This window comes from Cupriavidus sp. (assembly GCF_057315035.1).
The window spans coordinates 433816-459406 of sequence record NZ_DBHKYV010000002.1; the positions used below are offsets into that span (position 1 = coordinate 433816).

The 25591-nt window shown below is 61.5% G+C and carries 21 protein-coding genes and 2 pseudogenes; 8 read left to right on the plus strand and 15 right to left on the minus strand.

All coding sequences use genetic code 11. The annotated features are described in order from the left end of the window. Window positions 1-153: 153 nt before the first annotated feature. From ACO550_RS05545 to ACO550_RS05570, 6 genes are all read right to left on the minus strand, one after another. Entirely contained in the window at window positions 154-495 is a 342-nt protein-coding gene (locus ACO550_RS05545) for a hypothetical protein (protein WP_315591922.1), read from the minus strand. 457 nt (window positions 496-952) lie between these two features. Next, window positions 953-1396, minus strand: a complete 444-nt coding sequence (locus ACO550_RS05550; RefSeq protein WP_315591923.1) for a hypothetical protein — start codon at window positions 1394-1396, stop codon at window positions 953-955. A gap of 585 nt (window positions 1397-1981) precedes the next feature. Next, window positions 1982-2977: a tripartite tricarboxylate transporter substrate binding protein gene (locus ACO550_RS05555; protein ID WP_485994334.1), complete on the minus strand. Its 996-nt coding sequence runs from the start codon at window positions 2975-2977 to the stop codon at window positions 1982-1984. A gap of 27 nt (window positions 2978-3004) precedes the next feature. Further along, complete coding sequence (locus ACO550_RS05560) at window positions 3005-3709, minus strand: 3-oxoacid CoA-transferase subunit B (protein ID WP_485994336.1); 705 nt, start codon at window positions 3707-3709, stop codon at window positions 3005-3007. Continuing rightward, window positions 3699-4382, minus strand: coding sequence for a 3-oxoacid CoA-transferase subunit A (locus tag ACO550_RS05565; RefSeq protein WP_315595240.1), 684 nt, complete (start codon window positions 4380-4382; stop codon window positions 3699-3701). Before ACO550_RS05565 ends, ACO550_RS05560 begins: the two co-directional genes overlap by 11 nt. A gap of 28 nt (window positions 4383-4410) precedes the next feature. Next, window positions 4411-5397 (minus strand): tripartite tricarboxylate transporter substrate binding protein, encoded by a 987-nt coding sequence (locus ACO550_RS05570; RefSeq protein WP_315595241.1) that lies wholly within the window; start codon window positions 5395-5397, stop codon window positions 4411-4413. Between the two features lie 334 nt (window positions 5398-5731). On the opposite strand from ACO550_RS05570, the pseudogene ACO550_RS05575 reads away from it, so the two are divergent. Beyond that, a pseudogene (locus ACO550_RS05575) lies at window positions 5732-5902 on the plus strand (alpha-hydroxy-acid oxidizing protein); the annotation flags it as partial. 105 nt (window positions 5903-6007) lie between these two features. Here ACO550_RS05575 and araD read toward each other — a convergent pair. Beyond that, a pseudogene (araD, locus tag ACO550_RS05580) lies at window positions 6008-7737 on the minus strand (L-arabinonate dehydratase). Between the two features lie 23 nt (window positions 7738-7760). Then, entirely contained in the window at window positions 7761-9164 is a 1404-nt protein-coding gene (locus ACO550_RS05585; protein ID WP_315595242.1) for a D-galactonate transporter, read from the minus strand. Window positions 9165-9407: 243 nt separating this feature from the next. Here ACO550_RS05585 and ACO550_RS05590 point away from each other — a divergent pair, with 243 nt between their 5' ends. Beyond that, window positions 9408-10502, plus strand: a complete 1095-nt coding sequence (locus ACO550_RS05590) for a mannonate dehydratase (protein WP_315595243.1) — start codon at window positions 9408-9410, stop codon at window positions 10500-10502. A gap of 22 nt (window positions 10503-10524) precedes the next feature. Here ACO550_RS05590 and ACO550_RS05595 read toward each other — a convergent pair whose 3' ends face one another. Next, window positions 10525-11502 carry a substrate-binding domain-containing protein gene (locus tag ACO550_RS05595; protein ID WP_315595244.1) on the minus strand — a complete coding sequence of 326 codons (978 nt, stop codon included), beginning with the start codon at window positions 11500-11502 and terminating at the stop codon, window positions 10525-10527. A gap of 368 nt (window positions 11503-11870) precedes the next feature. Between ACO550_RS05595 and ACO550_RS05600 the strand changes: the two genes are divergently transcribed. The 3 genes from ACO550_RS05600 (at window position 11871) to ACO550_RS05610 (ending at window position 15493) form a co-directional block, all read left to right on the plus strand. After that, a complete protein-coding gene (locus ACO550_RS05600; protein WP_485994340.1) occupies window positions 11871-12860 on the plus strand; it encodes a Bug family tripartite tricarboxylate transporter substrate binding protein in 990 nt (329 codons plus the stop codon). 19 nt (window positions 12861-12879) lie between these two features. Then, a complete protein-coding gene (locus ACO550_RS05605) occupies window positions 12880-14013 on the plus strand; it encodes an L-talarate/galactarate dehydratase (protein WP_315595246.1) in 1134 nt (377 codons plus the stop codon). A gap of 916 nt (window positions 14014-14929) precedes the next feature. Continuing rightward, window positions 14930-15493: a hemerythrin domain-containing protein gene (locus ACO550_RS05610; RefSeq protein ID WP_315595247.1), complete on the plus strand. Its 564-nt coding sequence runs from the start codon at window positions 14930-14932 to the stop codon at window positions 15491-15493. A gap of 468 nt (window positions 15494-15961) precedes the next feature. Here ACO550_RS05610 and ACO550_RS05615 read toward each other — a convergent pair whose 3' ends face one another. Genes ACO550_RS05615 through ACO550_RS05630 form a run of 4 tightly spaced genes read right to left on the minus strand, consistent with a single transcriptional unit; the run spans window position 15962 to window position 19050 of the window. Further along, a complete protein-coding gene (locus ACO550_RS05615) occupies window positions 15962-16255 on the minus strand; it encodes a Dabb family protein (RefSeq protein ID WP_315595248.1) in 294 nt (97 codons plus the stop codon). Next, the gene (locus ACO550_RS05620; RefSeq protein ID WP_315595249.1) at window positions 16249-17748 is read right to left on the minus strand and encodes an aldehyde dehydrogenase family protein; all 1500 of its coding nucleotides are present in this window, start codon (window positions 17746-17748) and stop codon (window positions 16249-16251) included. The genes ACO550_RS05615 and ACO550_RS05620 overlap by 7 nt, the downstream gene beginning before the upstream one ends. Before the next feature lie 4 nt (window positions 17749-17752). Further along, the gene (locus ACO550_RS05625; RefSeq protein ID WP_315595250.1) at window positions 17753-18202 is read right to left on the minus strand and encodes a nuclear transport factor 2 family protein; all 450 of its coding nucleotides are present in this window, start codon (window positions 18200-18202) and stop codon (window positions 17753-17755) included. A 17-nt stretch (window positions 18203-18219) separates the two neighbouring features. Continuing rightward, a complete protein-coding gene (locus ACO550_RS05630; protein ID WP_315595251.1) occupies window positions 18220-19050 on the minus strand; it encodes an RraA family protein in 831 nt (276 codons plus the stop codon). Window positions 19051-19099: 49 nt separating this feature from the next. Here ACO550_RS05630 and ACO550_RS05635 point away from each other — a divergent pair, with 49 nt between their 5' ends. The 3 genes from ACO550_RS05635 (at window position 19100) to ACO550_RS05645 (ending at window position 23865) form a co-directional block, all read left to right on the plus strand. After that, window positions 19100-20845: an IclR family transcriptional regulator domain-containing protein gene (locus tag ACO550_RS05635; RefSeq protein ID WP_315595252.1), complete on the plus strand. Its 1746-nt coding sequence runs from the start codon at window positions 19100-19102 to the stop codon at window positions 20843-20845. Window positions 20846-21078: 233 nt separating this feature from the next. Then, window positions 21079-22257: a UxaA family hydrolase gene (locus tag ACO550_RS05640; protein ID WP_315595253.1), complete on the plus strand. Its 1179-nt coding sequence runs from the start codon at window positions 21079-21081 to the stop codon at window positions 22255-22257. 9 nt (window positions 22258-22266) lie between these two features. Beyond that, complete coding sequence (locus ACO550_RS05645; RefSeq protein ID WP_315595254.1) at window positions 22267-23865, plus strand: UxaA family hydrolase; 1599 nt, start codon at window positions 22267-22269, stop codon at window positions 23863-23865. Between the two features lie 339 nt (window positions 23866-24204). Here the strand turns inward: ACO550_RS05645 and ACO550_RS05650 are convergent, their stop codons facing one another. Together ACO550_RS05650 and ACO550_RS05655 are read right to left on the minus strand one after the other, a co-directional pair. Next, the gene (locus ACO550_RS05650; RefSeq protein WP_315595255.1) at window positions 24205-24789 is read right to left on the minus strand and encodes a TMEM175 family protein; all 585 of its coding nucleotides are present in this window, start codon (window positions 24787-24789) and stop codon (window positions 24205-24207) included. 8 nt (window positions 24790-24797) lie between these two features. Further along, complete coding sequence (locus tag ACO550_RS05655; protein ID WP_315595256.1) at window positions 24798-25511, minus strand: DUF1275 family protein; 714 nt, start codon at window positions 25509-25511, stop codon at window positions 24798-24800. Between the last annotated feature and the right edge of the window lie 80 nt (window positions 25512-25591).

Genomic DNA, 25591 nt, shown 5'->3' on the forward strand with positions numbered 1-25591 from the left:
TCTAGATGCACGGTCGATCGAGTTCGCCCGAAGTTGACGTAGGCAAAGTCTGCTTCCGACCCCAAGGGCGTCATTCGATTGCATTGAACCGATTGGCTGAAACAGGCAGGAAACCGGCCAATGATGGAGTGGGGCGAAGTAAGCTCACTCTGGCTAACCACGCGGGTTTCCGGGCGGCCTCCATTTCCCTCGTAGCAAATCCGTAGCGCTGGCGTCGGCGTCCCGGGCAATTTCCTCTTTCAGATCGGGCGGCGGCGGCGCGAAGGCACGCACCACGCCAGACACGTCCAGCGCGCAGTAGCCTCTTTTTAGCAGTTCCACCAGGACGGTTCGCGGGTCGATGCCCGCTAGGGGCATGTCGGCCGTGATTTCCGTCCAAGCTTCCGAGTATGGTGTGCCGAGCCAGAGCCGGACCAGCAGGGGGCAGCGGCTCAGATCCCGGCTACGCGGGAGGATCAGCGCGCGATTGCCGCAGCGCAGCAGGAGGATGTCCATGTTGGGGAGCCGGAAGAGGCGGAGCCGGTGACGTAAGCCGGCCCGCGGGCAGGAAAAACCGCCATCTGGGCAGATTGCGGGCCGCTTCAAGCTATCGCTCCCCGTACAAGGGCAGCTACTCCGAGCATAGGTCAAACGCCGGCGTGCGGCGGCAATTTCGGCACTTCCGGGAGGCGATGCGCGATGGGTTCCGCCGTCTGCTGGATATCGGGCCGTGAGGCTGTTACCTAAGTTTTCCTGCGAGGAGACGACATGGTCTTGCACTGCATGGAGAAGGACGGCGTTACGCGCTCGAGTACGAACCACGTGATTGCCGAACTTGCGGGTAACTGGAGCATTCCCAATGGCGGGCCCGGGGTCGGGAAAAGACGTCTGGGTTAGCGTAGTGCTTCCATTCGTGCGTAGAAGTCATCCACCTGCTGCTGTGCAGTACGCCGCATCGTCTCGTTGCAGACGTTCAGAATGGTCGTGTCTTCCTGGGCTCCAGCCTCGCCAACTTTTCGTGAGGTGTCCTGCACGAACTTGCACGAGGGATCCATTGTCCGGCAGGCTCGGGCAGCGTACCGAACGGGTACAGTCGGTCGTCGCTGATCGGCATGATGCCGAGGCGCTTGCCGGTGCCCATCATCATGATCTTCGCGGTGAGGTCCTTCGGCCGGTTGTGTACGCTGCGCCAGACACCGAGTCCGGTATATACCTGTTCCAACGGACCCGTGACCAGGCGTCGGATCTCCGAGCGAATACCGTCCGCCCCAACCACAAGATCGTATTGGCCAGAGGTGCCATCGGAGAGCGTGACATTGACGTGGTCCTCCGTGTCCTGATCGATCTGGACGGCAGTGCTGCCTAGGCGGATATCGACGCGCAGCGCCTCGAGCCGGCTAGCGAGGATGCGATGCATTTCGGCCCGACGAATGCCGACGATAGGCGGAATATCCGGATGCGAGGAAGGATAGTAGGTATCGGTGATTGGCGCGCCGCGCTCGTCAAGGTAAATCTTCCGTCACTGCGCGTTCGGCCTTGCATGCGGAAAGGATTCGGCTTAGGACGTCGTGCGGTCCGGGGTTCATCGTTCGGGAAGCGAGGCGCTTGGATGGGCCATGGGATTCTAGCGCAGCACCTTTGGCGGCCGGGACATGGCCGCTTTGGTCGACTTCGGCCATGGGCGAAGTCGACGTTAAACGTCAGTAACTGACCCGATAGCTGCCGCTACGGGTTGGGAGTCCGCGAAGCGACGAGTACACGAGCGATGGATGCAGGCGATACGTATCGCGTGCCGATCGACGTACGCCTAGTGCTCTGAGCGCGCGGTACAAACTTATCGCGTCCAAACAGCCAGGTTGAGGCGGCATTCCACGCTCGCCTGGGTGTCTCTCGGCATAAGAGGAGCCGCCCGGAATTGCCGCGTAGAACACGAATACTTGTTCGCAGACCAGTGACCAGCCAGTAGGCCAGCCCAGTCTCGCGCGGTAGATGCCAGCCCCGCCTACTCCAGCTTGACCCCTGCGCCGGTCACCACCTTGTTCCAGCGGACGAGCTCCGCATCGATGTGCGCGCCAAGCGCCGCCGGCGTCGAACCCACGGGCTCATAGCCATTGGCCGCTATCTGCGCGCGCAGTTCGGGCTGGGCCAGCACGGCGGCAATCTCGCTGCTAAGCTTATCGACGATGTCGCGCGGCGTGCCGGCTGGTGCCAGGATGGCGTACCAACCGTTGATATCAAAGCCGGGCACGCCGGCTTCGGCCAGTGTGGGTACGTCTGGGGCCATGGCCGCACGCTTGGCGCTGGTCACGGCCAGCGCCCGCATCTTGCCCGCGCGGATCTGCGGCATCGACGTTGAAATGCTGTCGAACGTGAGCTGGATATCGCCAGCCAGCATGGCATTGACCACCTGCGCGCTTCCCTTATAGGGCACATGTGTCATCTTCACGCCCGTCATTGAATCGAACAGTTCGCCGGCCAGGTGTCCCGTATTGCCATTGCCGGCAGAGCCGAACGTGATCTTGCCGGGTGTGGCCTTGGCCTGCGCAATCAACTCGGCCACGTTGCGTGCCTGCAATGACTGGCTGCTGGCCAGGATCAGCGGCAGGTTGGCCACAAGAGAGACCGGCGCGAAATCCTTGCGCGTGTCGTACGGCAGCTTCGGATACAGACTGGGATTAATGGCGTGCGCGGCGAGCACCATGATTAGCGTATAGCCGTCCGGTTTGCTACGTGCCAATGTTTGTGAGGCAATCGTGCCGCCAGCACCGGGACGGTAGTCGAGCACGATCGGTTGCCCCAGCCGCTCTTGCAGCTTCGCACCCAGCGGGCGCGCCAGCAGGTCGGCACTGCCGCCGGGCGGATAGGGAATCAGTAGCTGGATGGGCTTGGCCGGCCATGTGTCGGTGGCGTGTGCGATGCGCGGTGCGGCCACCGCCAGCAGTGCACCAAGCATGATTGCTGCCGTGGCGCGCGGTTTGCCAATGGTTCTTGTTGTCATGGTGTCTCCCCTCGGTGAGCGACCGTGTCAGCGGCCTGTGCGCAGCACGCGATGATCGTTGGCCAGCGTCAATGGCGCAGCCGTCAATGCCTGGACCGTCTCGAACGAAACGCCCTCGACCAGTCCGGTCACCATCAGGCCGCTACCGGGCTGTACGTCGATCACGGCCAAGTCCGTGTAGATGCGATCCACCACGCCCAGGCCGGTCAGCGGATAGCTGCAGTCCGCCACGATCTTTGGCTGTCCGTCACGGGTCACGTGTTCCATCATTACGAACAGCTTCGCGGCACCAACGACGAGGTCCATCGCGCCGCCCACGGCGGGAATGGCATCGGGCTCGCCCGTCGACCAGTTGGCGAGGTCGCCGCCGGCCGATACCTGGAAGCCTCCCAGTACAGTGATGTCGATATGGCCGCCGCGCATCATCGTGAACGACACCGCGTGGTCGGAGATTGAGGCGCCAGCCAGCAGGCCGACCGGCTCCTTGCTGGCGTTGATCAGGTCGGGGTCGGCTACTCCATCGCGAATGACCGGGCCCATGCCGAGAATGCCGTTCTCGCTATGCAGCACAATCTCGCGATCGGCGGGCAGCTGGTCAGACACCAGAGTGGGCATGCCGATGCCAAGGTTGACCACGCTGCCATCGGGAATGTCGTGCGCAACGATGCGTGCGATTTGCATGCGAGACAGGCGCGGCAGCCCATCGGAACGAATGGAGCTGTCATGCGGCATGCTGAACTCCCGGGTTGGCTAGCGCCACGGCCTGGACGAAGATGCCAGGCGTCATTACGTGCTGCGGCGGCATCTCGCCCAACGGCACGATATCGTCCACCTGGACGATGGTGTGGCGCGCAGCCGTGCACATCACCGGCCCGAAATTGCGGCCCGCGTAGCGATAGGTCAGGTTGCCCCACCGATCGGCGCGATGCGCCTTAACCAGTGCGAAGTCGCCGTGCAGCGGTTGTTCGAGCACGTGGCCAGTGCCGTCGATCACACGTGTCTCCTTGCCTTCGGCCAGCGCCGTGCCATAGGCGGTGGGCGTGAAGAAGGGACCCAAGCCGGCACCAGCGGCACGCATGCGTTCCACCAGCGTGCCCTGCGGCACGCATTCCAGCGCTACCTTGCCCGCGCGATACGCTTCGATGAAAGCCTCGGCATTGTTTGAGCGCGGATGCGAGCAGATGACCTTGCGCACGCGGCCCGCCCGAATCAGCGCGGCAATGCCAGTGTCGCCGTTGCCCGCGTTGTTATTGACGATGGTGAGGTCGCGCGCACCGTGCGCGAGCAGGGCATCAAGCAGGGCGCCGGGAATGCCGGAGCCACCGAAGCCGCTGACGAGCACTGTGGCACCATCGCCAATGGCTGCCACCGCGGCTTCCAGGGACGGGACGATCTTGTCGATCATGAAACCTCCTGAGGCTGCCGTTGACGGCTTATTGCTGCGGAATGCCGGTGTCCTTGACTACGCGCGCCCAGCGTTGGCGCTCCTCGTCGATGAACTGGCCGAAGTGCTCGGGCGTGTCGCCGCCCGCCTGACCGCCCAGTTCGGCCAGCCGCAACTTGACCTGTGGCTCGGCGAGTGCCGTCGCGGCGGCCTTGTGCAAGTGGGCAATCACGGCCGGCGGCGTGCCGGCACGGGCGACCAGCCCAAACCATGCGGTGACCTGGAAGTCGTCGAAGCCCACTTCCTTCATGGTGGGCACGTCGGGCAGTTCGGCCACGCGCGCGGCGCTGGTCACGGCCAGCGCACGCAGCTTGCCGGCCTGGATCTGCGGCAGCGAGCTGGGCAGGTTATCGACCATCATGGTCACCTGGCCCGCCACCAGATCCGCCACGGCGGGTGCGGCGCCTTTATAGGGCACGTGGATGACGTCGATACCAGCGCGTTTGCGGAACAGCTCGCCAGAAAGATGCACGGATTGGCCCGTGCCGGATGACCCGAAGGACAACTGGCCGGGCTGTGATTTGGCCATCGCAACCAGTTCCGCCACGTTGTGCGCAGGCACCTTGGCGTTGACTACCAGCACATTGGGGACCGACACCACCAAGGTGATCGGCGCGAAATCCTGCGGCTTGTATGGCAGTTGCCGGTAGAGGGCGTAGTTGATGGCGTTCGGGCCGATATTGCCCATCATGATGGTGTAGCCGTCGGCGGGCGCCTGCAGCAGTGCCTGCGATCCGATGATGCCGGCCCCGCCGGCGCGGTTGTCCACCACAATGGGCTGGCCTAGGATCTCGCTCATGCGCTTGCCAACGAGCCGCGCCGCGATATCGGTGGTGCCGCCCGGCGCTGTGGGTACGATCAGCCGGATGGGCCGGTCGGGCCAAGCCGCCTGCGCGCTGCCCGCCATGCCGAACGAGAAAACCGTGGCCGCAACCCATGCGGCCGCCAGACGGGGGATACCCATCGTCTTGGTCATTCCTGTCTCCTTGTGCGGCGCTGGCCCGTCTGGTTGCGGCGGCGCTTACCGTCGTCTTTTTTAATGTCGTGATGCGTGACCTACGATAGGCCCCGGCCCCGGACAAGGGAATTCATGATTCACAAAACTGGGCTTCGGTTTCGTGGAAGGCGGTGCGAGCGATGTAGGTCAGGGATGGCCGGGGCTGGCCCCCACGGTCTTGAAGCCGTCCAGATGCAGGCTCATTAGCCCACGACGGCGCCCTTGATATCGAGCTTGTTATTGATGCTCATGACGCGCGCCACCATCGTGGCGGCCCTAAGACCTCGCCGGGGCGGCGATTTGCGTTTCTGAGCTGAAGGCGATTGCGCTTGGAGCGAGGTTGGACTTCGTTGGTCGCCCCTTTAACGCTGCCGCCAGCGTCGGGGGCGAGCAAGGTGTGGCGCATGCTTCAGATAGACATGGGACGCAACGCTTGGTCCGTAGAAAGGCAGAGAGGACTTCGCACCGTACGGAGTGGAAATGAGGGGGGCCTCGATGCTCCGCGCAACGCCCGCTGTCCCGCTGGTCAAAGACGCACGTCATCCCCTTCTATGAGACGTCTTCCTTTTTCGCCAGTCGGAGATGACGTCTAAAATATGTCTGGTTCTGCGGCTGTTTCCCCGAACGATGATTCGAGAAAATCCATGTCGCAACCCTCGTTGGCCTGACGAATGTGGTGGCTGAACATCCAGCCATAACCACGGCCAAATCGTGGCGGCGGCGCTGTCCATTCTGACCGGCGTCGCGCAAGTTCATCGTCGGAAACGTCCATGGAGAGAGAGCGGCTCGGCACGTCGATGCGGATGATGTCGCCGGTACGCACCAGTGCCAGGTTGCCACCAACGTACGCCTCTGGCGCAACATGCAGAACGCACGCGCCGTAGCTGGTGCCACTCATGCGAGCGTCAGAGATGCGCAACATGTCCCGCACGCCCTGCTTGAGGAGCTTCTTGGGAATCGGGATCATGCCCCATTCGGGCATGCCTGGTCCGCCCTTGGGTCCCACGTTGCGAAGGACGATGACGTGGTCGGCCGTTACGTCGGCGTTCTCGTCTTCAAGCATTGTTTTGAGGGCAGGGTAGCTGTCAAAGACCAGCGCAGGCCCGCTATGTACCATCAATCGCGTGTCCATGGCCGCGGGTTTGATCACACAACCGTCCGGTGCCAGATTGCCGCGAAGCACAGCCAGCGAGCCTTCCGCATAGACGGGATTCTCGAGTGGACGAATCACATCGTCGTTGAACACGCGCGCATCGGCGATATTCTCGCCCAGTGTTCTCCCGGTGACGGTTAGGGCGTGGAGGTGGAGACGGTTGCCTAGTGTCTTCATCAGCGCCGGCAGACCGCCGGCGTAATAGAAGTCCTCCATCAGGTACTGGCTCGTGCCACTCGGGCGCACGTTTGCCAGCACCGGCACCTCCCGGCTAATGCGGTCGAAGTCGTCCAGGCCAATGGCGTGGCCGGCGCGCCGCGCCTGGGCAATGACGTGGATGATGGAGTTGGTCGAGCAGCCCATCGCCATGGCCACCGTGATGGCGTTCAGGAAGGCGTCATGGGTTTGGATGCAAGCGGGCCGAAGATCTTCCTGGACCATCTCGACAATGCGACGACCGACCTGGGTCGCCATGCGTTGATGGCCCGCATCCACGGCTGGGATGGAAGAAGCACCCGGAAGCGTCATGCCCAAGGCTTCCGCAATTGCGGTCATGGTGCTCGCTGTACCCATCGTCATGCACGTGCCGTGACTACGTGCGATGCCACCAATGATGGCTTCCCACTCTTCCTCGCCGAGCGAGCCGGCGCGTCGTTCGTCCCAGTAGCGGAAAGCATCTGAGCCGGAACCCAGGGTCTTTCCGCCCCAGTTGCCACGCAACATCGGGCCGGCCGGCAAGAAAATGCTGGGCAAGCCTGCGCTGGTTGCCCCCAGCAGCATCGCCGGGGTAGTCTTGTCGCAGCCGCCCATCAGCACGACGCCATCGACGGGATAGGCGCGGATCATTTCCTCCACTTCCATCGCCAGCATATTGCGATAGAGCATTGCAGACGGCTTGATGAGGTTCTCACCGAGCGAAATCGTCTGGATCTCCATCGGAAAGCCGCCGGCTTGCAATACCCCCGTTTGACTTCTTCCACACGCTGTTTGAAATGCATGTGGCAGGGGTTGTAGTCCGACCAGTTGTTCAGGATGGCAATGACGGGCTTGCCTTCCCAGTCGCGCTTGTCATAGCCCATCTGCATGACACGCGACCTGTGGTTGAACGTACGGAAGTCCTCGTTGGCTAGCCACCGCCGGCTACGCAACTTTTCTAACTTGGCCATGGCAATGATCTCGATTCCGGGAATCAGGTGGAGGACTTGGCGTCGGCTGTCGACACGCGGTAACCGGCGCCGGACGCGGTCGTCCGGGTGGGGGCTTGGGCGGGCGCGTCGGGCAATTCCATCCGTTCAATGCGACCGACCACTAGCCAGTAGCACAAGATGGCGACTAGGCCGTGTGTGCCGACGTAGACCAGCGCGCCGTTAAACGAATGCGTCTCGGCGATGATGTAACCGATGACGATGGGCGTCACAATGCCGGCCACATTGCCCACGGCATTGAACACGCCACCAGTGCTGCCGACGATGCGTGCTGGCGCGGTATCGGCCACCACAGTCCAGCCCAGCGAGCCGAAGCCCTTGCCGAAGAACGCCAGGCTCATCAGCGCAATGACAAGCCAGTCAGTGTCCACGAAATTGCAGGCGATCATGCTGGCGCTAAGCAGCAGCCCAATCGTGATGGGCAGCTTGCGCGCGAGTGTCAGCGAGCCGGTGCGGCGCAGCAGGGCGTCCGAGACAAAGCCCGTTGACACCCCGCCGATAAAGCCGCAGATCGCAGGCACGGCAGCCACGAACCCCGCCTGAAGAATGGAGAATCCGCGTCCATTGACCAGGTAGCTCGGGAACCACGACACGAAGAACCATGTGATCGACGTAATGCAGTACTGCGCGATGAAAATGCCGACCAGCATGCGGTTGCGAAACAGCAGGCCAATATCAGCCAGTCGCGGCCCAGGTGTGTCGCTTTTGCGCTTGCCGCCCAAATGAACCAACGCGCCTCCCGCTTCAATGTGCGCGATTTCGGCGCGCGACACGCGGGGGTGATCAGCCGGCGAGAAGTAGTTGCGCATCCAGACGAGGCCCAACAAGATTCCCAGGCCGCCCATCACGGTGAAGATATGGTTCCATCCAAACTGGTGGTCAAGCCAGCCCATCAGCGGTGTAAAGACCACGAGCGACAGGTATTGCGCGCTGTTGAAGATGGCGCCGGCCACGCCGCGTTCTGATGCCGGAAACCACGCAGCAATGATGCGGCCCGAGGCAGGACCAACCGGGGATTCCATGGCCCCGAGCAGGAAGCGCAGTACCAGCAACGCTGCGAACGCGAAGCTGAACCAATGCACCGCACCCATCAACAGCGTTGTCAGCGACCACAGCACCAGGCCCGTGGTGATTGCGGCCTTCGCTCCGATGCGATCTACAAGCCATCCCGCAGGCACTTGGCTCAACACATAAGCCCAGGCGAACGAGGAAAACAGCCAGCCCATTTGGACGGCATCAAGACCGAGGTCTTTGGCCATGTGTGGACCCGCCACGGACAGCGTGGCGCGGTCGCCAGTGCTGAGCGCTAGGACGATGGTGATGAGGGCAAGAGTGATATAGCGATAAAAGCCAGCCTTGGGGGCGGCGCCGTCGAATGTAACGGACATACTGCGTCTCCGAATAGTCTTGTCTGCTCCGCGAAAATCTCGCCGCGAAGCTACTTGGCCGCATCGTAGTGAAGGCGTGGGCATCGTGAAAGCCTTGTGCACGAGCGCCAGTTCCTGATTCCCACAGCGTGGGACAAATCGCCAAGACACAGCCCGTCGCACCCACTAATCAACTTGCCCGCAGCGCCCGTGCCGGCAACAATGAACACGTGTTCATTTGATTAAATATGACGGAGGCAGTACATGTACATTTCTGAGCAACTGTTGAATCCGGACGAGCGCCGCTTGCGTCTTTCCACACAGTTGGGCGTGCAGAGCGTGGTCTTGGACAATCGCGGCACAGATCTCGTGTCAGCGGCCGGCGGGGTGTCGGCGTGGGATGCTGACAAGCTGGCTACATACCGGCGATGGGTGGAAGGCTTCGGGCTGAAGCTCGACGTGTTCGCGCTCGATGTCGGGTCGATCCTGCTCGATTCGCTGGTTGACCTGGAGAGTGCTCGTCGGCAGCGCGAGGTCCTGGCCCAGAATATCCAGAAGGCCGCGGACGCGGGCATCACCTGCCTGAAGTACAACGTCCAGATGGTGGGGATTACGCGCACGGGGTTGAAGCCCGGCCGCGGTGGCGCGCAGAACTCCGGCTTCGTCTACGCCGAGTATTCGCCAGAGGAAGACCGCAAGCATTCGTACTGGGGCGTCGGCTATCCCACGAATCAGCAAGAGGGCGATGCGCAGAGCGCCATGCTGTGCGGCCAGAAGATGGCGCGTGACGTGCCGGCTGTGACCGAGCAGGCCGGCTGGGATGCGATCGAGTTCCTGGTCGAAGGGTTGGTGCCCGCGGCGGACCGTGCGGGCGTGCGCCTAGCCTGCCATCCTCACGACCCTGCGTATCCGGTAGGGGGCCTGAACGGTATCGAGCATGTCGTTGGCTCGGCCGATGGCATTCGCCGCTTCCTGGCGTTAAGCGACAGCCCGAATCACGGCCTAAATTTCTGCCAGGGTACGGTTGCCGAGATGTTCACCGAACCTGGCAAGGCGATGATTCCAGTCATCGAGGAATTCGCCGCGACCGGCCGAATTTTCATGGTCCACTTCCGCAACATCCGCGGCGGATACCTCGATTTCCAGGAAGTATTTCCTGACGAGGGCGATGTGGACATGTTCGAGGCGATCAAGGCGTATCAGCGTGGCGGCTACAACGGCCCGCTGTGCCCCGACCATGTGCCCGTCTCTGACCTGGACGAGAATCGCGAGCGCTTCATGTCCTTTGCGCTCGGCTACACGCGTGGCTTGCTACAGGCGGCGGGCGTGTGGTCGACGGCTGCATCGCAACGGGCCTGATGATGACGGTCGGCCCTGAATCCTAGCTGCTTTCGCGCGCGACGACGCTGAAGCCCAGATCTGCAATGGGCGCAAGAGCCTTGCCGTCATCGGCAAGGCGGGCAAGCAGCATGCGCGCAGCATGCTTGCCCATCTCGCGCGCCTGTACACGCACGCTGGACAACGGGGGCTGGCTGGCCGAAGCAATCGCCAGGTCGGAGAAACCTACCACGGCCATGCGCTGCGGCACGGCCCATCCTTCCTGCCGGCAGGCAAGCAGTGCGCCCACCCCCAGCGTATCGTTGCTGCAATACACCGCTTGCAGCTGCGGCGCGCGCACCATCAGCACGCGCATCATCCTCGCGCCGTCCTCGATCGACGACGGTGGCGCCACCATTTCGCTTTCGATGGCAGGCAGTCCAAGCCGTGCCACTTCGTCGCGATAGCCGGCCAGCCGTTTGGCTGCGCGGTGTTCCTGCGCGCCAAGGAAGCCCAGGTAGCGATACCCCCGCTGGCCAAGATGCTGCGCCACGGCGGCGCCGGCCGCTTCATTGGAGAAACCCGCCACCATGTCGATCGGGTTATCAGTCAGGTCCCACGTCTCGACTACGGGTTTGCCGAAGGCGCGCAGCTTGCGGCGAACCGCTTCGCCGTGCTCCACGCCTGTCAGTACTAGACCGTCAACCTGTCGGCCAATGAAAGTATCGATCAGCGCCTCCTCGCCAGAGGCCAGATAGCGCGATTGGCCGAGCAGCAGCTGGTAACCGCCCGCTTCGAGGATTTCGCCCAGACCGTCCATGGTCTCGGCGAACCATGCGTTCGATAGCGTGGGGACTATGGCTCCGACGATACGCGACCGGCGCGTCGCCAGGCTTCCTGCATTGAGATTGGGCACATAGCCAAGCTTTTCGATGGCCGCCCGGACCACGGCGAGGGTTTCTGGCGACACCAGCTCAGGGTGGCTGATAGCCCGCGATACGGTGACGCGCGAAACGCCGGCGACACGCGCTACATCGATCATCTTGCTACTGGGTCCAGAGGGCATCTAAAAGACAAGGGCAAAGTGCGCAGAAATGTGCGCGGGACATTGGCAGATTCCGGTACTTCTTATTTCGTCCCAAGCGGTGGGAATTGCCAAGCAGCGTTCGAAACAGCGGGTTGTATTGTCAGTGAGCTTCTCGAAGAATGGAAGCAAGACAAAGCTGCGTGTCGGCTTTACCTGCGACAACGCTGACGCCGCAAGAAATCTCGTATGAGGATAGCAATCCCAATTCAACTCGAGGGTCAACCAAGGACCTGGTTGACTTTTCCAGGCTAGCGCAACCGCTTCGACATCGAAGCCCGCCACACCTCAATTAAGAAGCGGGCTTTCCACAATTAGGAGACAACATGCTGCACCGCAGGAATTTTCTCGCGGCGTGCACGGCTGCGGCCGTCGCTACGCTTTGCACACCCTGGGCCGTCTTGGCGCAGAGCCCGGAGAATTGGCCTTCCCGGCCCGTGCGTATCATCGTGCCATTCCCCGCGGGCGGTACCAGCGACATCATGGGTCGTCTGATTGCCGACCAGCTTAGCAAAGCTTTGAAGCAGCCCTTTATCGTAGAGAACAAGGGCGGCGCCGGCGGTGTGATTGGCGCCGAGCAAGCCGCAAAGGCACCTGCGGACGGCTACACGTTGCTCTTGTCGGGGATTGGTAGCAACGCCATAGCACACGGCATGTCGCCGAAGCCCAACTACGATTCGTCGAAGGACTTTATCCATATCTCCCAACTCGAATCGGGTCCGAACGTCCTGGTGGTCAACCCGTCTTTTGCTGCGAAGACATTCAAGGAGTTCATCGCATACGTGAAGGCGAATCCCGGCAAGGTGAATTACGGCGTGACGAACGCGTCTTCAGGGCACCTGGCCATGGAACTGCTGCGCCAGACGGCAAAACTGGACATGGTCGGCGTGCCGTATCGAGGCGGTGGTCCGGCGCTGACCGATGTGTTGGCCGGGCAGATTCCGATGATGTTCGTCAACCAAGATGCCGTGCTGCCCTACGTCAAGGCGGGCAAGCTGCGCGCCCTTGCTGTGACTAGCGAGCAGCGCAATCCACTCTTTCCCGACGTGCCGACTGTTGCCGAGTCCGGTTTCCCCGGTTTCTCGGCGGTCTCGTGGGTCGGACTGTCTGCGCCGAAGGGTACGCCAAAGCCAATTGTCGACAAGCTGGAAGCTGCAATGACGACTGCGTTTAAGCAACCCGCAGTCAGGGAGAAGCTGGAGGCAAACGGCTTTGTGGTCGTAGCTTCGAACTCGAAGGACTACACCGCATTTATCAAGACGGAAACCGACCGCTGGGCCAAGGTGATCCAGAACGCCGGCATCAAGGCTGAGTAACTTTTTAACCTATTGCACCATGACGACTCCAGACCGTATCGAATCCATCGACCTCTCGCTGGTTATCCTTCCGCTTGCGGCCCCCATAAGTGACGCCAAGGTGTTGACGGGTCGTCAGCGACCGCTGACGGAGATCGCCTTCATCTTTGCCGAAATCTTTACCAAGGACGGCCACTCGGGTACCGGGTTTGGATACTCCAAGCGCGCCGGAGGTCCTGGCATGTTTGCGCATGCCAAGGAACTGGCTGGCGACCTCATCGGCGAAGATCCTAACGACATCGGTCGTCTGTTCAACAAACTGCTGTGGGCGGGCGCCTCAATGGGCCGCAGCGGCATGACTACGCAGGCGATCGCGCCGTTCGACGTGGCGCTCTGGGACCTGAAGGCTCGCCGTGCTGGGCTGCCGCTTGCCAAGCTGCTGGGCGCGCATCGGGATTCGGTGCAGTGCTATAACACCTCTGGCGGTTATCTCTCTATGCCGCTTGACCAAGTGCTGAAGAACATCGACAAGTCGCGCGAAAATGGTATCGGCGGCATTAAGATTAAGGTGGGACAGCCTGACACGGCGGAGGATCTGCGCCGCGTGAAGGCAGTGCGCGAGCACCTAGGCGATTCCTTCCCGTTTATGGTTGATGTCAACCAACAGTGGGACCGGGCTACCGCTCAGCGCATGGGCCGGACGCTGGAGCCGTACAACCTGGTCTGGATTGAGGAACCGCTCGACGCCTACGATACTGAGGGCCATGCCGCGTTGGCTGCTTCCCTCGACACGCCCATCGCCACTGGCGAGATGCTCACCAGCTTCGGCGAACACGCTCAGCTGATTACGGCAGGGGCATGCGACTTCGTGCAACCCGATGCGCCGCGAGTGGGTGGCATCACGCCATTCCTGCAGATCATGCAATTGGCCGACTTCAAGGGCCTGCGTCTGGCGCCTCACTTCGCGATGGAAATTCATCTGCATTTGGCAGCTGCTTATCCGCGCGAGCCTTGGCTCGAACACTTCGAATGGCTGGAGCCGATGTTTAACGAGCGCCTCGAATTGCGCGATGGCCGCATGGTGGTACCGGATCGCCCCGGCCTCGGCTTCAGCCTGAGCGAACAGGCGCGGCGGTGGACTAAGGAGACCGCGAGCTTCGGCAAGCGTCCCTAAAGGAACTGAGAAATATAACGCACTGAAGGGCACCATATTAGGTGCCTTTCCTCATCGAGCCTACTTTGCCTCGGTAGGCTCGCATGATTCAATCTTTGACCCAAGTGTTTGGCTCGCACAAGTGAGTCGCGGCGATCCAGGAAGATAGAGCTCGTTGAAAAATCCTTTTGGCGTAGCCCAGATGCCGATAGTCCCACAGCGCCTTTAGGTCGTCTTTGAGAATGTAAACCGTCATCAGCGCCTGGTTCGCAGTTCTTGCAGTTCAGCGTGCGCGCCAATCACCGCTTTCAGTGATGATTGCGCCGGTCAAGGCCGGCGAACTGAACGAGATTGCAGATCGTCCCATGGCAATGGTGCTGGTGCGGGACACTCAATCAAAAGGTGGAAGCACGCCCGAGACCCTGCAGCCCCTGTTCGGCCTCACCAGGACAGAGGCGAGGCTCGCACACTGACTCGCCGAAGAGCGCAGTGTGGAGGACTTCGCCCGTACTAGAGATGTCAGCTTGAACACCGCCCGGTCGTTTTCGTATCCGAGAACCACATTCGTGCAAATCGTTTCACCGCCCTACATGCGGTGATTCCACGCAACGCAGGGCACAGCCCATTGGCGGCGCGGCGCGCCACGTTCAGGAGGTGCATCCGGCCGTCCACAGTGCCCAGCCGGTTGAATTGCTCTGACGCACACGGGACGAGCACCATCGGAAAGTCGATGCAGTTGCATACCTACAGCGCTGTCGAATGTTACGGAAGGGTCGCGTCCAGTCGAACCGCCATCGTCACATACGGCCGAAGTTTCAATTCATTGATCAGTGTCAAGGCCGTCTGCGGATCGATGATTACTGTAATCAGGCAGGGCGCTTTGATTCGTGGCGTCGAAGACGACCCGACCTAAATCCGTTCGCAAGGAGCACACGCCGTGACTACCACCCTCGCTGCATGGCACCAGGATCATATTCATTTCGCCAGACTGCTTGACCTTCTGGAAGAGCAAGTTATTCTTTTCGATCGTGGAGAGCGGCCAAATTACGATTTGATGAAAACCATCATCTATTACCTGCGAAGTTTCGGCGATCGCATTCACCATCCTCGGGAGGACGTCGCATACGCGCGGCTCGTTGAGCGAGATCCTGACATGGAAATCGTGGTTAGCCGGCTTCAGCAGGAGCATCGAGTCATTGCCACTGTGGGTGAGGCGCTGTCAGACCGCCTCAAAGAGGCTGAAGAAGATGTCATAAGCTCGCGCACGGCTTTGGAGGCTGCCGGGGCGATGTACCTTGTGTACTATCGAAATCATCTTTCGACAGAGGAGCGACAGGTCATGCCGCGCGCTGCTCAGCGGTTGACGAGAGAGGATTGGGCTGAAGTTGACGCGGCCATTCCGGCGGAGGAAGATCCGCTCTTCGGGGAAAGCGTCCACAAGCATTTCGCGATGCTACGCAAGCAAATCGAAAGTGAGGCGAGCGTGTCCGGCGAGGTCTAGATTCGGCATCTCCTGCCACCGGCCAACGCGCAGTAAGAAAAGCGTCGGCACATTGCCCCGTTCGGTCCAACGCCACGGGGCGTGGCGAATGGTTGCCGACCAGGCTGCAAGTGCCAGCGGGTCGTCCCGATGCGACCTGCCACGTATCCCTCACGTAGGCGAGGCTCCGGTTGACCAATGAATGGCTGATTGCCGAGGTAGATTCGACATCTGAACGACCATGCAAGAGGGCCGGCTAACGACCGTCGATGGCCGATTGGGTGAGGTCGCCAGCGGCCGCATTTTTTTGGCACTCCAGCTCGCAGAACCTGGATCTGGCTGACTGACCGGTTTGGAGAAAGTTATCCGACCGCAATGGGTCCCGGCAGTTGCCTCTGGCACCCGAAAATTTGTGCCGGGATGTCGGCAAACTTCGAAGTATCGAAGTTTACCGTCCTATCACGGCACACTGCTTGGAAGGCTGTGCGTCTACAGCGTATAGTCCACTGCCGCCCATTCGAAGTAGGGCTTCAGGTCTGCGACCAGGGCTTGGTGCAGCGGGTGGAACAGATAGGCGTCCAGGGCGGCGGCATCGGCGACCTCAGATTCCAGCACATAGTCCCAGCAAATTGCCCGGTCCATCTCGTTGCGCGCGACACGCCAGAATGTGATCGCCGGAATCTCTGCGCCGAGCGCCGTCATGCGCGCGGCCAGCGCGGTTTCACGCGCGGGGTCCGGCGCCACGTCGGGCTTGCGCCGGAATAGCACGATATGCCTTAGCATGGCACGCCCTTCCGGCCGACCAGCCAGGCCGGCGCATCCTGCAGCGCTACGGGGCGAAGGAAACGGTCGAGAGCGGCGTAGCCAACTGACGTTGTCGCCGGCGCGGTCGACGCTGGGAAGGGACCGCCATGGTGCTGTGCGGCGGTTACGGCTACGCCAGTGGGCACGCCTGCAAACAGGACGCGTCCCGCAACCAGTGCCGCGGCGCGAACTAGTGCGAGTGTGTCTGCGTCAGGCGTACCAGTTCCCGCATCGACGCCCCACAGGGTGACAGTTAGCGAGCCACCGACTGCGCGCAGCACGTCAACAGCCTCAGACCACGCATGGGTGCGCACAACGATTGCCGCAGAACCGAATACTTCTTCGTGCAGGGTGGCGTCTGAGACGAATGTCTCGACATCGACTTCCACAAGACAAGGCCGTGGAGTACTGTCGGGCTCGGCAGTGTCGGTGACCAGAGGACGGACGCCGGACGCCTCGCACCAGTGCTTGGTGCCCTTGTCGAACGCGCGGCGGATGCCCGGCGTCAGCATGGCATGCGGGTTCAGACTGGAAAGCTGCGTGGCCAGGGCGCTAACGAATTCATCGCCAGCGGCATCTTTCTGTACGACGATCACACCAGGACTGGTGCAGAACTGCCCGCTGCCCTGACAGATGGAACCGGCTAACGTCTGAGCGAGCTCCGTGACATCCCCACGCAAGGCTTGAGGCAGCACAACAACCGGGTTGACCGAGCCGAGTTCGCCGAAGAAGGGGATAGGGCGAGACCGCTCGGCTGCAACCTTAGCCAAGGCCGTGCCACCGACGAACGATCCAGTAAATGCCACGGCGGCGATGGACTCAGCCTGCACGAGCTGGACACCCGTCGCGATGGCGGCGCCTTCCACAAATCCGATCATCCCCGCCGGGAGGTTTTGGTCTGCCAGCACCCGCTGCGCGAGCGCCACGGTCTGCCGAGACAGCTCAGGATGAGCTGGATGTCCCTTGACCACCACCGGGCAGCCAGCCGCCAGCGCCGAGGCTGTGTCGCCACCGAGCACCGAAAACGCGAACGGAAAATTACTGGCGGCGAACATCGCCACGGGACCCAGGGGCACGCGGACGAGGGTGAGACGTGGATGCCCGGCCGGCGGTGCACCAGCCACAGCCGCATCGTCCTGTACCGCGAACGCAGCACCTTGCTCGACAACGTCGGCAAAGCCGCGAAGCTGGAACGCTGTGCGGTCGAGTTCGCCATTCAGACGCGCGGTGCCGAGTGCGGTTTCTCGGTCGGCCAGCGGCACCAGTTGGTCGCGCGCGGCTTCGAGTGCATTGGCCAGGCCACGCAGTAGACGTGCGCGCTTCGCTCCGTCACTGGCTGCCCAGGAAGCGGACGCCTCCGATGCCGCCGCTACAGTTGCGGCGATCTGTGCGGGCATCGATGCGGCCCACGACTCGCCTGAGGGTTGGCCGGTACGGGCGTCGATGGATTGCAATGTCGAGGTATCGGTCACGCAGTTACTCGCTTTTGAGGTGGTAGCCGCGGCTGGCATAGTCGAATGCCACCAGTTCGTTTATGGTCGTGGTCTTGTCGGCCGGAGACGCATAGTAGGCGCGAATCTCCTTGATCTTGCCGGTAGCGGGGTCGAAGTCGTACCACTCCGCACCGCGCAGGGCGGTGCCGCTCTTGTTTTTCCAATGCGTCCATTCGATCATCGCCTCGGGCTTGTCGTGGCTAATCAGGATGCGCTCGATGGTCCATTGCGAACCGAGGGTGTCCACACACCAGATCCAATTTTTTGCGATGGTGTCGGCCGAGCGCCAAGGCACTTCGGGCAGACCCGCAGGGAAGTAATGCACCGCGTCAGGGGTGAAGCAATCGATCAGGCCCTGATAGTTGGCGGCGTTGCAGGCGTCGAAGTAGCGGCGGATCAGCGCGTCGTAGTAGTCGGGAGTAAAGGTTGCCATTTGGGATGTGATCTGAGTTATCGGCTGTTCGCGGCGGCGAGCGCGGCGCCCGCAGGTGCCACGGGGGCAATCGGCGGGCGGCCAGCAGCCACCCACTCGCGGTGCTGTGCTCGCGTGGCCTCGCTAGGCGGGTACAGGCCCCACAGTGCTTCGCCTGCCTGCACACGCAGCCCAAGGTAAGCCTCAATGTCATCGCGACGCTCGCACAGGTCAGCCATTTCTTCGGCCAGGTGGGCGGGCACGACGGTGATGTTGTCGCCATCCCCGTGGATCACGTCGCCGGGATAGATGGCCACGCCGGCGCAGCCGATGGGAACCTGAAGATCAGCCACGTGGTGGTAAGACAGCCGCGTAGTGGCCGTGACACCGGTGCTCCAGATCGGGAAGTCCATCTGCGACAGTTCGACGCCGTCCCGGAACGTGCCATCGGTAATCACGCCACGCGCGCCGCGCATCATCATGCGGGTGATGAGCATGTTACCCATCGACGCGGCACGACCATCGCGATTGCTGTCGATGACAAGCACATGGCCCGGCTCAATCTGCTCGACGCCTACCCATTGCAGGTTGTCAGCGGACGGCTCCGTGGTCAGGTTGCCGTAGACATCAATGTCTTCACGAGCCGGGATGAAGCGCATGGTGTAGGCGCGGCCCGCAAACGGCTTGATCTTCTTGTTCAACGGCGTCAGTCCGTGCAGCACCGGCTGGCGGAATCCCTTGATGTAGAGCTGAGTCGTGAGTGATCCGCTGGTTACCTTCGCCAGGCGGTCCAGCACTGAATCCGGAACATAAGGGGCCGGTGCGCGTTGCGGAATCGTAGTGAGCGGGGCGGGGTTGACGACGTGCATGCTTGTCTCGCTGGATGGATGATGTATGTAGAAGTCCGATTCATCCCATATGCTGGGACTGTCGCAGCTGGAGCGGCTCAAATGCGCTACGTCGCTGCCTTGGAGGCATCCTAGACAGCTTTTGGCGGTTTTAGAATGGCCGAAGACTGACGTCGAGGGCGAATCGGCGGCTGATTTCCAAATACTGAGACAAACTGCTATGTCCGCGAATCCTGGTGACGGCACCGGCGCAATAGAGAAGGCAATTGATGTCCTGGACGCCGTTGGTGCGGCTCCTGATGGCTTGAGCCAGACGGAGCTGACCGAGAAGCTTTCCTTGCCTCGAACGACCATTTATCGCCTGCTGGCCACGCTGGTAGCGCGTGGCATGTTGCGTCGCGATCCGGCTCGGAAAGTCTATCGACTTGGCTTTCGCTGGTTTGAAATGGCACGCCAGTCGTACACGATGCCGGACCTGGTCGCTGCCGCTGCAAATGAGATGCGAGGCCTTCGCGACTTGACCGGCGAGACCTGCTATCTGGCGACGCTGGACGGCCTGGAGGTGATTTCGCTCGAACGTTGCGACGGCGCGCATAGTGAGCGCTCGGCGGCTGCGCTGGGCCAACGTAAGCCCCTGCACTGCACCAGTCAAGGCAAAGCAATTCTGTCAGCGATGAACAGCGAGATGCGCGACGGCATCGTTCGCGACCTCACACTCAAGCCGCTGACCCCATTGACGATTACGGACAGGCGTAGGTTGAACGCCGAATTGAACATCACGGCAGCACGCGGTTATGCCATCGACGACGAGGAAATCGTGCTCGGCGTGCGCTGCGTGGGTGCGCCTATCGTCGACAGCCAGGGGGCGGTGCGGGGCGCGATTAGCGTGGCCGGCCCGGCGTATCGACTGACCCGCCAGCGCCTGGAACTCTTGGGACCGGAGATTGCTGAAGCCGCACGGCGCGTAGGTGCGGAAATTGGTGCGCTCAAGCCCAATGCTCGGCTCGGGGAGGTTCAGGCTGTTCCCGGGCCATGGGCGTTTCAGGGGGCTTTTCCATTCTGGTGCGAGGCTGACAGCCGATTGGTGTGGGCCGATGTGCTCGCGCCAGCCGTGCGCTGCCTCGATATGACGCCAGACGGTACGATGCTGCCGCGCGTCCTAACGCGCTTGGAAGCACCAATACGAGCAATGCAGCCAATGGGCGGCGATTTGCTGGTGCTCCATGACAACGGCGTGGTAGTCGTGGATGCCGAAGGGAACGTTCGACCAGCAGAAGGGTGGCAAGGGGCAGTCCCAGGCGTACTGGCGCTGTGCGTCGACCGGGAAGGTGCCCTCTGGGCAGCGAAGCCCGCGGCTGCCGGAGGCTGTCAGATCGGCGCCTGGCGTCAGGGTGAAACGTGGCAGCCGCTGTGGGCCCTTGCTGAACCCGTGCAGGCATTGCGCTGGTCCGATGATGGCGGTCATCTCTATGCCACGACCCCTGAGTCCGGATCGATCTTAGTGCTCGACCCCGCAAATCGCGCCGTGCGACGGCTCGCCACAGTGCCCAAAGGAGCGGGGCGACCGCATGGTCTGGCCATTGACGAGGGCGGCGGCATCTGGACCGCACTATGCGACGGCTGGAACGTGATGCGATTCCTGCCAGACGGCACGCTGGACCGCGTGGTGGGCACGCCGGTGCCATGCCCATCGGATGTCTGCGTGGGCGGGCTGGCGCGCGATCGGCTTTTCATCACGTCATCCCGACAGGAGGTGCCGCTCGATGTATTGGGCAAAGCGGCGCTCTCCGGCTGCCTTTTTGAGCTTCCGCTGTAGCGCCGGGCGTGCCTTACGCGGACGAACCGTAACAAACGGTCCCGTTTTTCCACATGTTGGGAACGAACGGCTTATGCATGCTTTGGGAGCGCATCCAGAGATTTCGCAAGAGCGCTTCGGTATATAGCATGTGAGACAAGCCTCAGGCTCAAGCCTAGAGGTTGCCATAAGCAAGGACAACGTCCAGGCCGTGGGACGGCCGGACGATATTAGAGACTAGAGACCCCCAATCCATGACCAATGCAGCTAATACCTCGGCGCTCCATTTTCAGGGATATGTACGCGCCGATGGTCGCGTGGGTACCCGCAACTACCTGGGCGTGCTGATCGTCGGCAACTGCGCCGCCACTGCGGCCCGCAAGGTGGCCGACCATTTCACGGCAGAACGGCTGGCTGCCTATCCCAACGTAGATGGCGTCGTGCCGTTCATCCACGAGCTAGGGTGCGGTATGGAAAAGAGCGGTGAGCCGATGGACCTGCTGCGCCGCACGCTAGGCGGCAGTATCCGCAATGCAAACCTGGCTGGCGCCGTTGTTCTGGCTTTGGGGTGCGACAGGAACAATATCTACGCATTCATGGAGCAAGAGGAGCTGGAAGAGGGCCCTATGCTCCATACGGTGGTATTGCAGGAAGTGGGGGGCACCGCCAGTGCCATTGAGGCCAGCGTCAAAGCAATTGAGGCTATGTTACCCGCCGCCAACCAGGTGGCCCGACAACCCGTTTCGGCTGCACACCTAACCGTTGGGTTGCAGGGTGAAGTGCTCGACTCGAGCGCATCACAAGTCCAGGCGGCCATCGGCGCGGCCGCCGACCAATTGATCGCAGCTGGTGGCACAGTCATCGTATCGGACACCTTGGCCACGGGCGCGGGCTTGGCGCAACGTGCCCGTTCTGAAACGTTGAAGCATGAAGTAGAACAGACAATCGTCTGGTGGGGCGACTACACGGCTGGCCGCGATACGGCAAAGCCGGAGAAGGCTTCGCCGGGTGTCCTCGCGTGGTATGGCACTGGGGTGTTGGATGCTGCAGTCAAATACGCCGAGCCGCTCGCTGCAGACCAACGCGGTTTGGTGCTGATGGATTCGCCCAGTCATGAGGCAGTGTGTGCCAGCGGCCAAGTGGCCTCGGGCGCGACGCTGCTGTGCGTGGCTAGGCCTGAGGCTACGGGGTTTGGCGCCGCCGCGGTGCCGACCGTGAACGTCGCCGTCAGTGCCAGCCAGTTCGCCGAGTATGAAGACGATCTGGATGTCGACGGTTCGCAACTGGTAGCCGGTAGTGCGGACTTGCAAGAGGCGGGTCTTAACCTACTACAGCAATGGCTCGCGTATGCGTCAGGTCAGGAAACCCAGAGTGAGTACTTTGGCACGGGTGAGTCGAAATTCATGCCCTGGTCGGTGGGCGTCTTCGCATAAGGAAAGGTCATGAACAAGGTCACTGTAGAACCGAAGCCCCTGCGGCTTCCGCCCGCCCCTAAGCCTTCCGCCGATGCGCTGCGTAACCCGTTCATCCGTCTGGACCCCAAGGACAATGTCGTCGTTGCACGCATCGAGGTCGAGCAGGGCACGCCGGTGCCGAACGAGGGTGATGGGAGCCTGGTGACACTGCAGAAAATACCCGCTGGGCATAAGGTCACCACACGCGCAATCCAGCGAGGCGAGCCGATCCTCAAGTACAACACTGTCATCGGCTTCGCGAGCGACGACCTGCCGGCCGGTACGTGGGCACACAGTCATAACATCGTGTTCGACGATGTGGTGAAGGACTATCGCCATGGCCTGGACTACGTGCCGACACACATTTTGCCGCCCGCACAGCGCGCCCGCTTCATGGGAATTGTTCGCTCGGACGGCCGCGTGGCCACCCGCAACGTTATTGGCATCTTTGCGATCAGCCATCGAGCTAGCACGGTAGTGCGGAAAATCGCCTCAGCATTCCGGCAGGAGGCTATCGCTGAATACGGGAACGTCGATGCCGTTGCGGGCTTTGCGCACGACCAAGGCGCCGGCATGGAAGTGAGCGGCGAGCCGATGGCGATGCTGCGACGTACCCTGGGCGGGACGATTAAGAACGTCAACACGGCCGCGGCGCTTGTCGTGGCCTATGGCAAGGAAGAGAACGAGCTGCAGGCATTCCTGAAGGATCAGGACCTGCTGCCCGGCCCGACGCTACGCACCGTGGTTATCCGTGAGGCGGGTGGCAGCCGTAAGGCCGTCGAGGCTGGTGTGGCGATTGTCCGCGAGTTGCTGCCCGAAGCCAATCGCGCGAAACGTGAGCCGGTCTCCGCGGAACATATTTCGATTGGTATGCAATGCGGTGGCTCCGACGGCTTCTCCGGTTTGTCGGCCAACCCGGCGCTGGGACGCGCCATGGAACTGCTGATTGCGAATGGCGGCACAGCAATCCTGTCGGAGACGTCGGAGATCTTCGGCGTCGAACACACCCTAACGGCGAGAGCACGCACACCGGAAATTGGGAAAAAATTGGTCGCTCGCATTGACTGGTGGTTGCGTTACAACGCCGGTCGCGATACGCAGATAAATGGTCAAGTCAGTCCTGGCAACAACGCCGGTGGCCTGGCCAACGTACTCGAGAAATCGCTAGGCGGCGCAAAGAAAGGCGGCAACGCTCCCTTGATGGAGGTGTACGAGTACGCGGAGCCCATCACCCAGCATGGCCTGGTGTTTATGGATACGCCCGGCTACGACCCAGTTTCGGCTACTGGGCAAATCGCGGGCGGTGCAAACTTGGTCTGCTTCACAACGGGCCGAGGTTCGTGTTTTGGCTCATTTCCGGCACCGACGATCAAGCTCGCGAGCAATACGCCAATGTATGTTCGGATGGAAGCCGACATGGACATCAACTGCGGCCCCATTATTGACGGAGAGGCGACGCTCGATGAGATGGGCCAAGAGATCTTCAAACGAATCCTGGAGTATGCATCGGGGACGAAGACTAAAAGCGAGGCGCTTGGGGTAGGGGAATACGAATTCGTACCTTGGCCCGTGGGTGTCACGGTCTAAAGCGGTAGAGGCTGGTACGCGATTGTACGTTTCGAACACGCGCTAGTTAATACCGTCACAGCGCTGCGCCGCGTGCTTGGAGATCGTGCCCAAAGACGCTGGCGCAACGCCTGCACGTGTGTGCGCACTGCGGGCACACGGCACTGCGGACGTTCGATTCAGCAATATCCGGGCAGGCGACGGAACTTGGCGTCGCCCGGTCTACCTCGGTCTCTGCCAGCGCATTCAGAAGCCTCTCGCCACGGGCTTCGTGCGCCTGGACACCAGAGCAAAAGACATCGTGTTATCGAGTCGATCCGTGTCGTCGTAGTGCGACGGCAATGACTTGCAGGGTTTGGGTTAATGTAACAGGAGATATTTCTCGATCCGCGAATCGGGGAAGAACCAGAATGCCGCCATTGCAATCAGCATCAGCGTTGCGGCGGTGGTGCTGAAAAAACTCACGCCAACGGTCAACACATACACGACCAGCGACAGCCTGCCCTTCAGATCCTTGCCGATGGTGCCTGCGAGCGAAGAATCCTTGCCCTCAGTGGCGATGATGACGCGCTCCAGAATCCAATAGGCGATCGCGCACATGAACAGCACGAAGTCGTAGAGTGCCGTCGGAATCGACGAGAAATCCGATTTGCCCGTCCAGGTGGTGGTGATCGGGATCATCGTCAGCCAGAACAACAGATGCAGATTGGCCCACATCACCTTGCCGTTGATGCCGCGCACCATCTGGAACAGGTGGTGATGGTTGTTCCAGTAAATGCCGACGTAAATGAAGCTCAGCACGTAGCCAAAGAAATGCGGGGCTTCCAAACGCAGGCCATTCCAGTTGAATTCCGTTGGAAACTGGATCTGATACAGCATCAGCGTCAGGCTCACGCCAATCACACCATCGCTGAACGATTCGAGCCGGCTTTTGTTGATAGTCATGAACGCGCTCACTCGAACTGATTGCGGAAGGACAGGCTGGCCAGATACGCGATGATCACGATAAACGGCAGCACGCTCCAGAAACCGATCTGCATATAGAGCACGGCACCGAGGAAAGCACCCAGCACGAAGCCGAGCACGATGCTGCCGCTTTTCAGGACAGCCAGCCGATGTTCGCGAGTCGGTGCGCGGAGGTAGCTCGACAGATCAATACCGAATTGCGTAGTGTTGCCGGTCATCATCGTGCTGGGGCTGATGCTCTTGGTCAGCGTCTTGCTCGAGGTATTGCGGATTGCCAGCGCCATCAGGCCCAGACCACCGGCCAACGCGAGCTCGACGGCGTTCGGGTCGCTGAACGGATCGAAGTACAGCCCCACGCCCATAAATCCCAGCAGGAATATCCCCTCGGCCACGAACAGCCAGCCCAGCGTCTTGTACGTCTGGCTGCAGCGATCGATCCAGATCTTGGCAACCACCACGGTGGCGATAAACAGTGGAATCGCGCCGAGCTTGATCCACAGCCCTGCTCCGCCCTTTACGAAGGCCGCGCCGGCGAGCACCAGGTTGCCGGTGACGTGGGCGGTAAAGAAGCCGAGCAGCGCGATAAAACCGATGGTGTCGATGGCACCGCCGACTATCGTCAACAACACCGCGGTGCGACATTGTGCCCAGATGCTGGCGGCGGAAGTGTCTGTACGTTGGGGAGCGCTGATGGCCGGCATGTGTTTTTTTCTCCCAAAGGCGCCGAAACGTACAGCGCAATGTAGTTCAGTTTATTTGATGGTCCACGCCGCCGTCACCT

What these genes read in the sequence shown, in the direction of transcription:
- ACO550_RS05640 (WP_315595253.1), top strand. Translation starts at nt 21,079, where the DNA reads ATGACCAATGCAGCTAATACCTCGGCGCTCCATTTTCAGGGATATGTA.
- ACO550_RS05555 (WP_485994334.1), bottom strand. Translation starts at nt 2,977, where the DNA reads ATGACAACAAGAACCATTGGCAAACCGCGCGCCACGGCAGCAATCATG.
- ACO550_RS05615 (WP_315595248.1), bottom strand. Translation starts at nt 16,255, where the DNA reads ATGCTAAGGCATATCGTGCTATTCCGGCGCAAGCCCGACGTGGCGCCG.
- ACO550_RS05635 (WP_315595252.1), top strand. Translation starts at nt 19,100, where the DNA reads ATGCTGGGACTGTCGCAGCTGGAGCGGCTCAAATGCGCTACGTCGCTG.
- ACO550_RS05650 (WP_315595255.1), bottom strand. Translation starts at nt 24,789, where the DNA reads ATGACTATCAACAAAAGCCGGCTCGAATCGTTCAGCGATGGTGTGATT.
- ACO550_RS05550 (WP_315591923.1), bottom strand. Translation starts at nt 1,396, where the DNA reads ATGCATCGCATCCTCGCTAGCCGGCTCGAGGCGCTGCGCGTCGATATC.
- ACO550_RS05595 (WP_315595244.1), bottom strand. Translation starts at nt 11,502, where the DNA reads ATGATCGATGTAGCGCGTGTCGCCGGCGTTTCGCGCGTCACCGTATCG.
- ACO550_RS05655 (WP_315595256.1), bottom strand. Translation starts at nt 25,511, where the DNA reads ATGCCGGCCATCAGCGCTCCCCAACGTACAGACACTTCCGCCGCCAGC.
- ACO550_RS05545 (WP_315591922.1), bottom strand. Translation starts at nt 495, where the DNA reads ATGGACATCCTCCTGCTGCGCTGCGGCAATCGCGCGCTGATCCTCCCG.
- ACO550_RS05605 (WP_315595246.1), top strand. Translation starts at nt 12,880, where the DNA reads ATGACGACTCCAGACCGTATCGAATCCATCGACCTCTCGCTGGTTATC.
- ACO550_RS05565 (WP_315595240.1), bottom strand. Translation starts at nt 4,382, where the DNA reads ATGATCGACAAGATCGTCCCGTCCCTGGAAGCCGCGGTGGCAGCCATT.
- ACO550_RS05600 (WP_485994340.1), top strand. Translation starts at nt 11,871, where the DNA reads ATGCTGCACCGCAGGAATTTTCTCGCGGCGTGCACGGCTGCGGCCGTC.
- ACO550_RS05560 (WP_485994336.1), bottom strand. Translation starts at nt 3,709, where the DNA reads ATGCCGCATGACAGCTCCATTCGTTCCGATGGGCTGCCGCGCCTGTCT.
- ACO550_RS05585 (WP_315595242.1), bottom strand. Translation starts at nt 9,164, where the DNA reads ATGTCCGTTACATTCGACGGCGCCGCCCCCAAGGCTGGCTTTTATCGC.
- ACO550_RS05590 (WP_315595243.1), top strand. Translation starts at nt 9,408, where the DNA reads ATGTACATTTCTGAGCAACTGTTGAATCCGGACGAGCGCCGCTTGCGT.
- ACO550_RS05625 (WP_315595250.1), bottom strand. Translation starts at nt 18,202, where the DNA reads ATGGCAACCTTTACTCCCGACTACTACGACGCGCTGATCCGCCGCTAC.
- ACO550_RS05630 (WP_315595251.1), bottom strand. Translation starts at nt 19,050, where the DNA reads ATGCACGTCGTCAACCCCGCCCCGCTCACTACGATTCCGCAACGCGCA.
- ACO550_RS05645 (WP_315595254.1), top strand. Translation starts at nt 22,267, where the DNA reads ATGAACAAGGTCACTGTAGAACCGAAGCCCCTGCGGCTTCCGCCCGCC.
- ACO550_RS05570 (WP_315595241.1), bottom strand. Translation starts at nt 5,397, where the DNA reads ATGACCAAGACGATGGGTATCCCCCGTCTGGCGGCCGCATGGGTTGCG.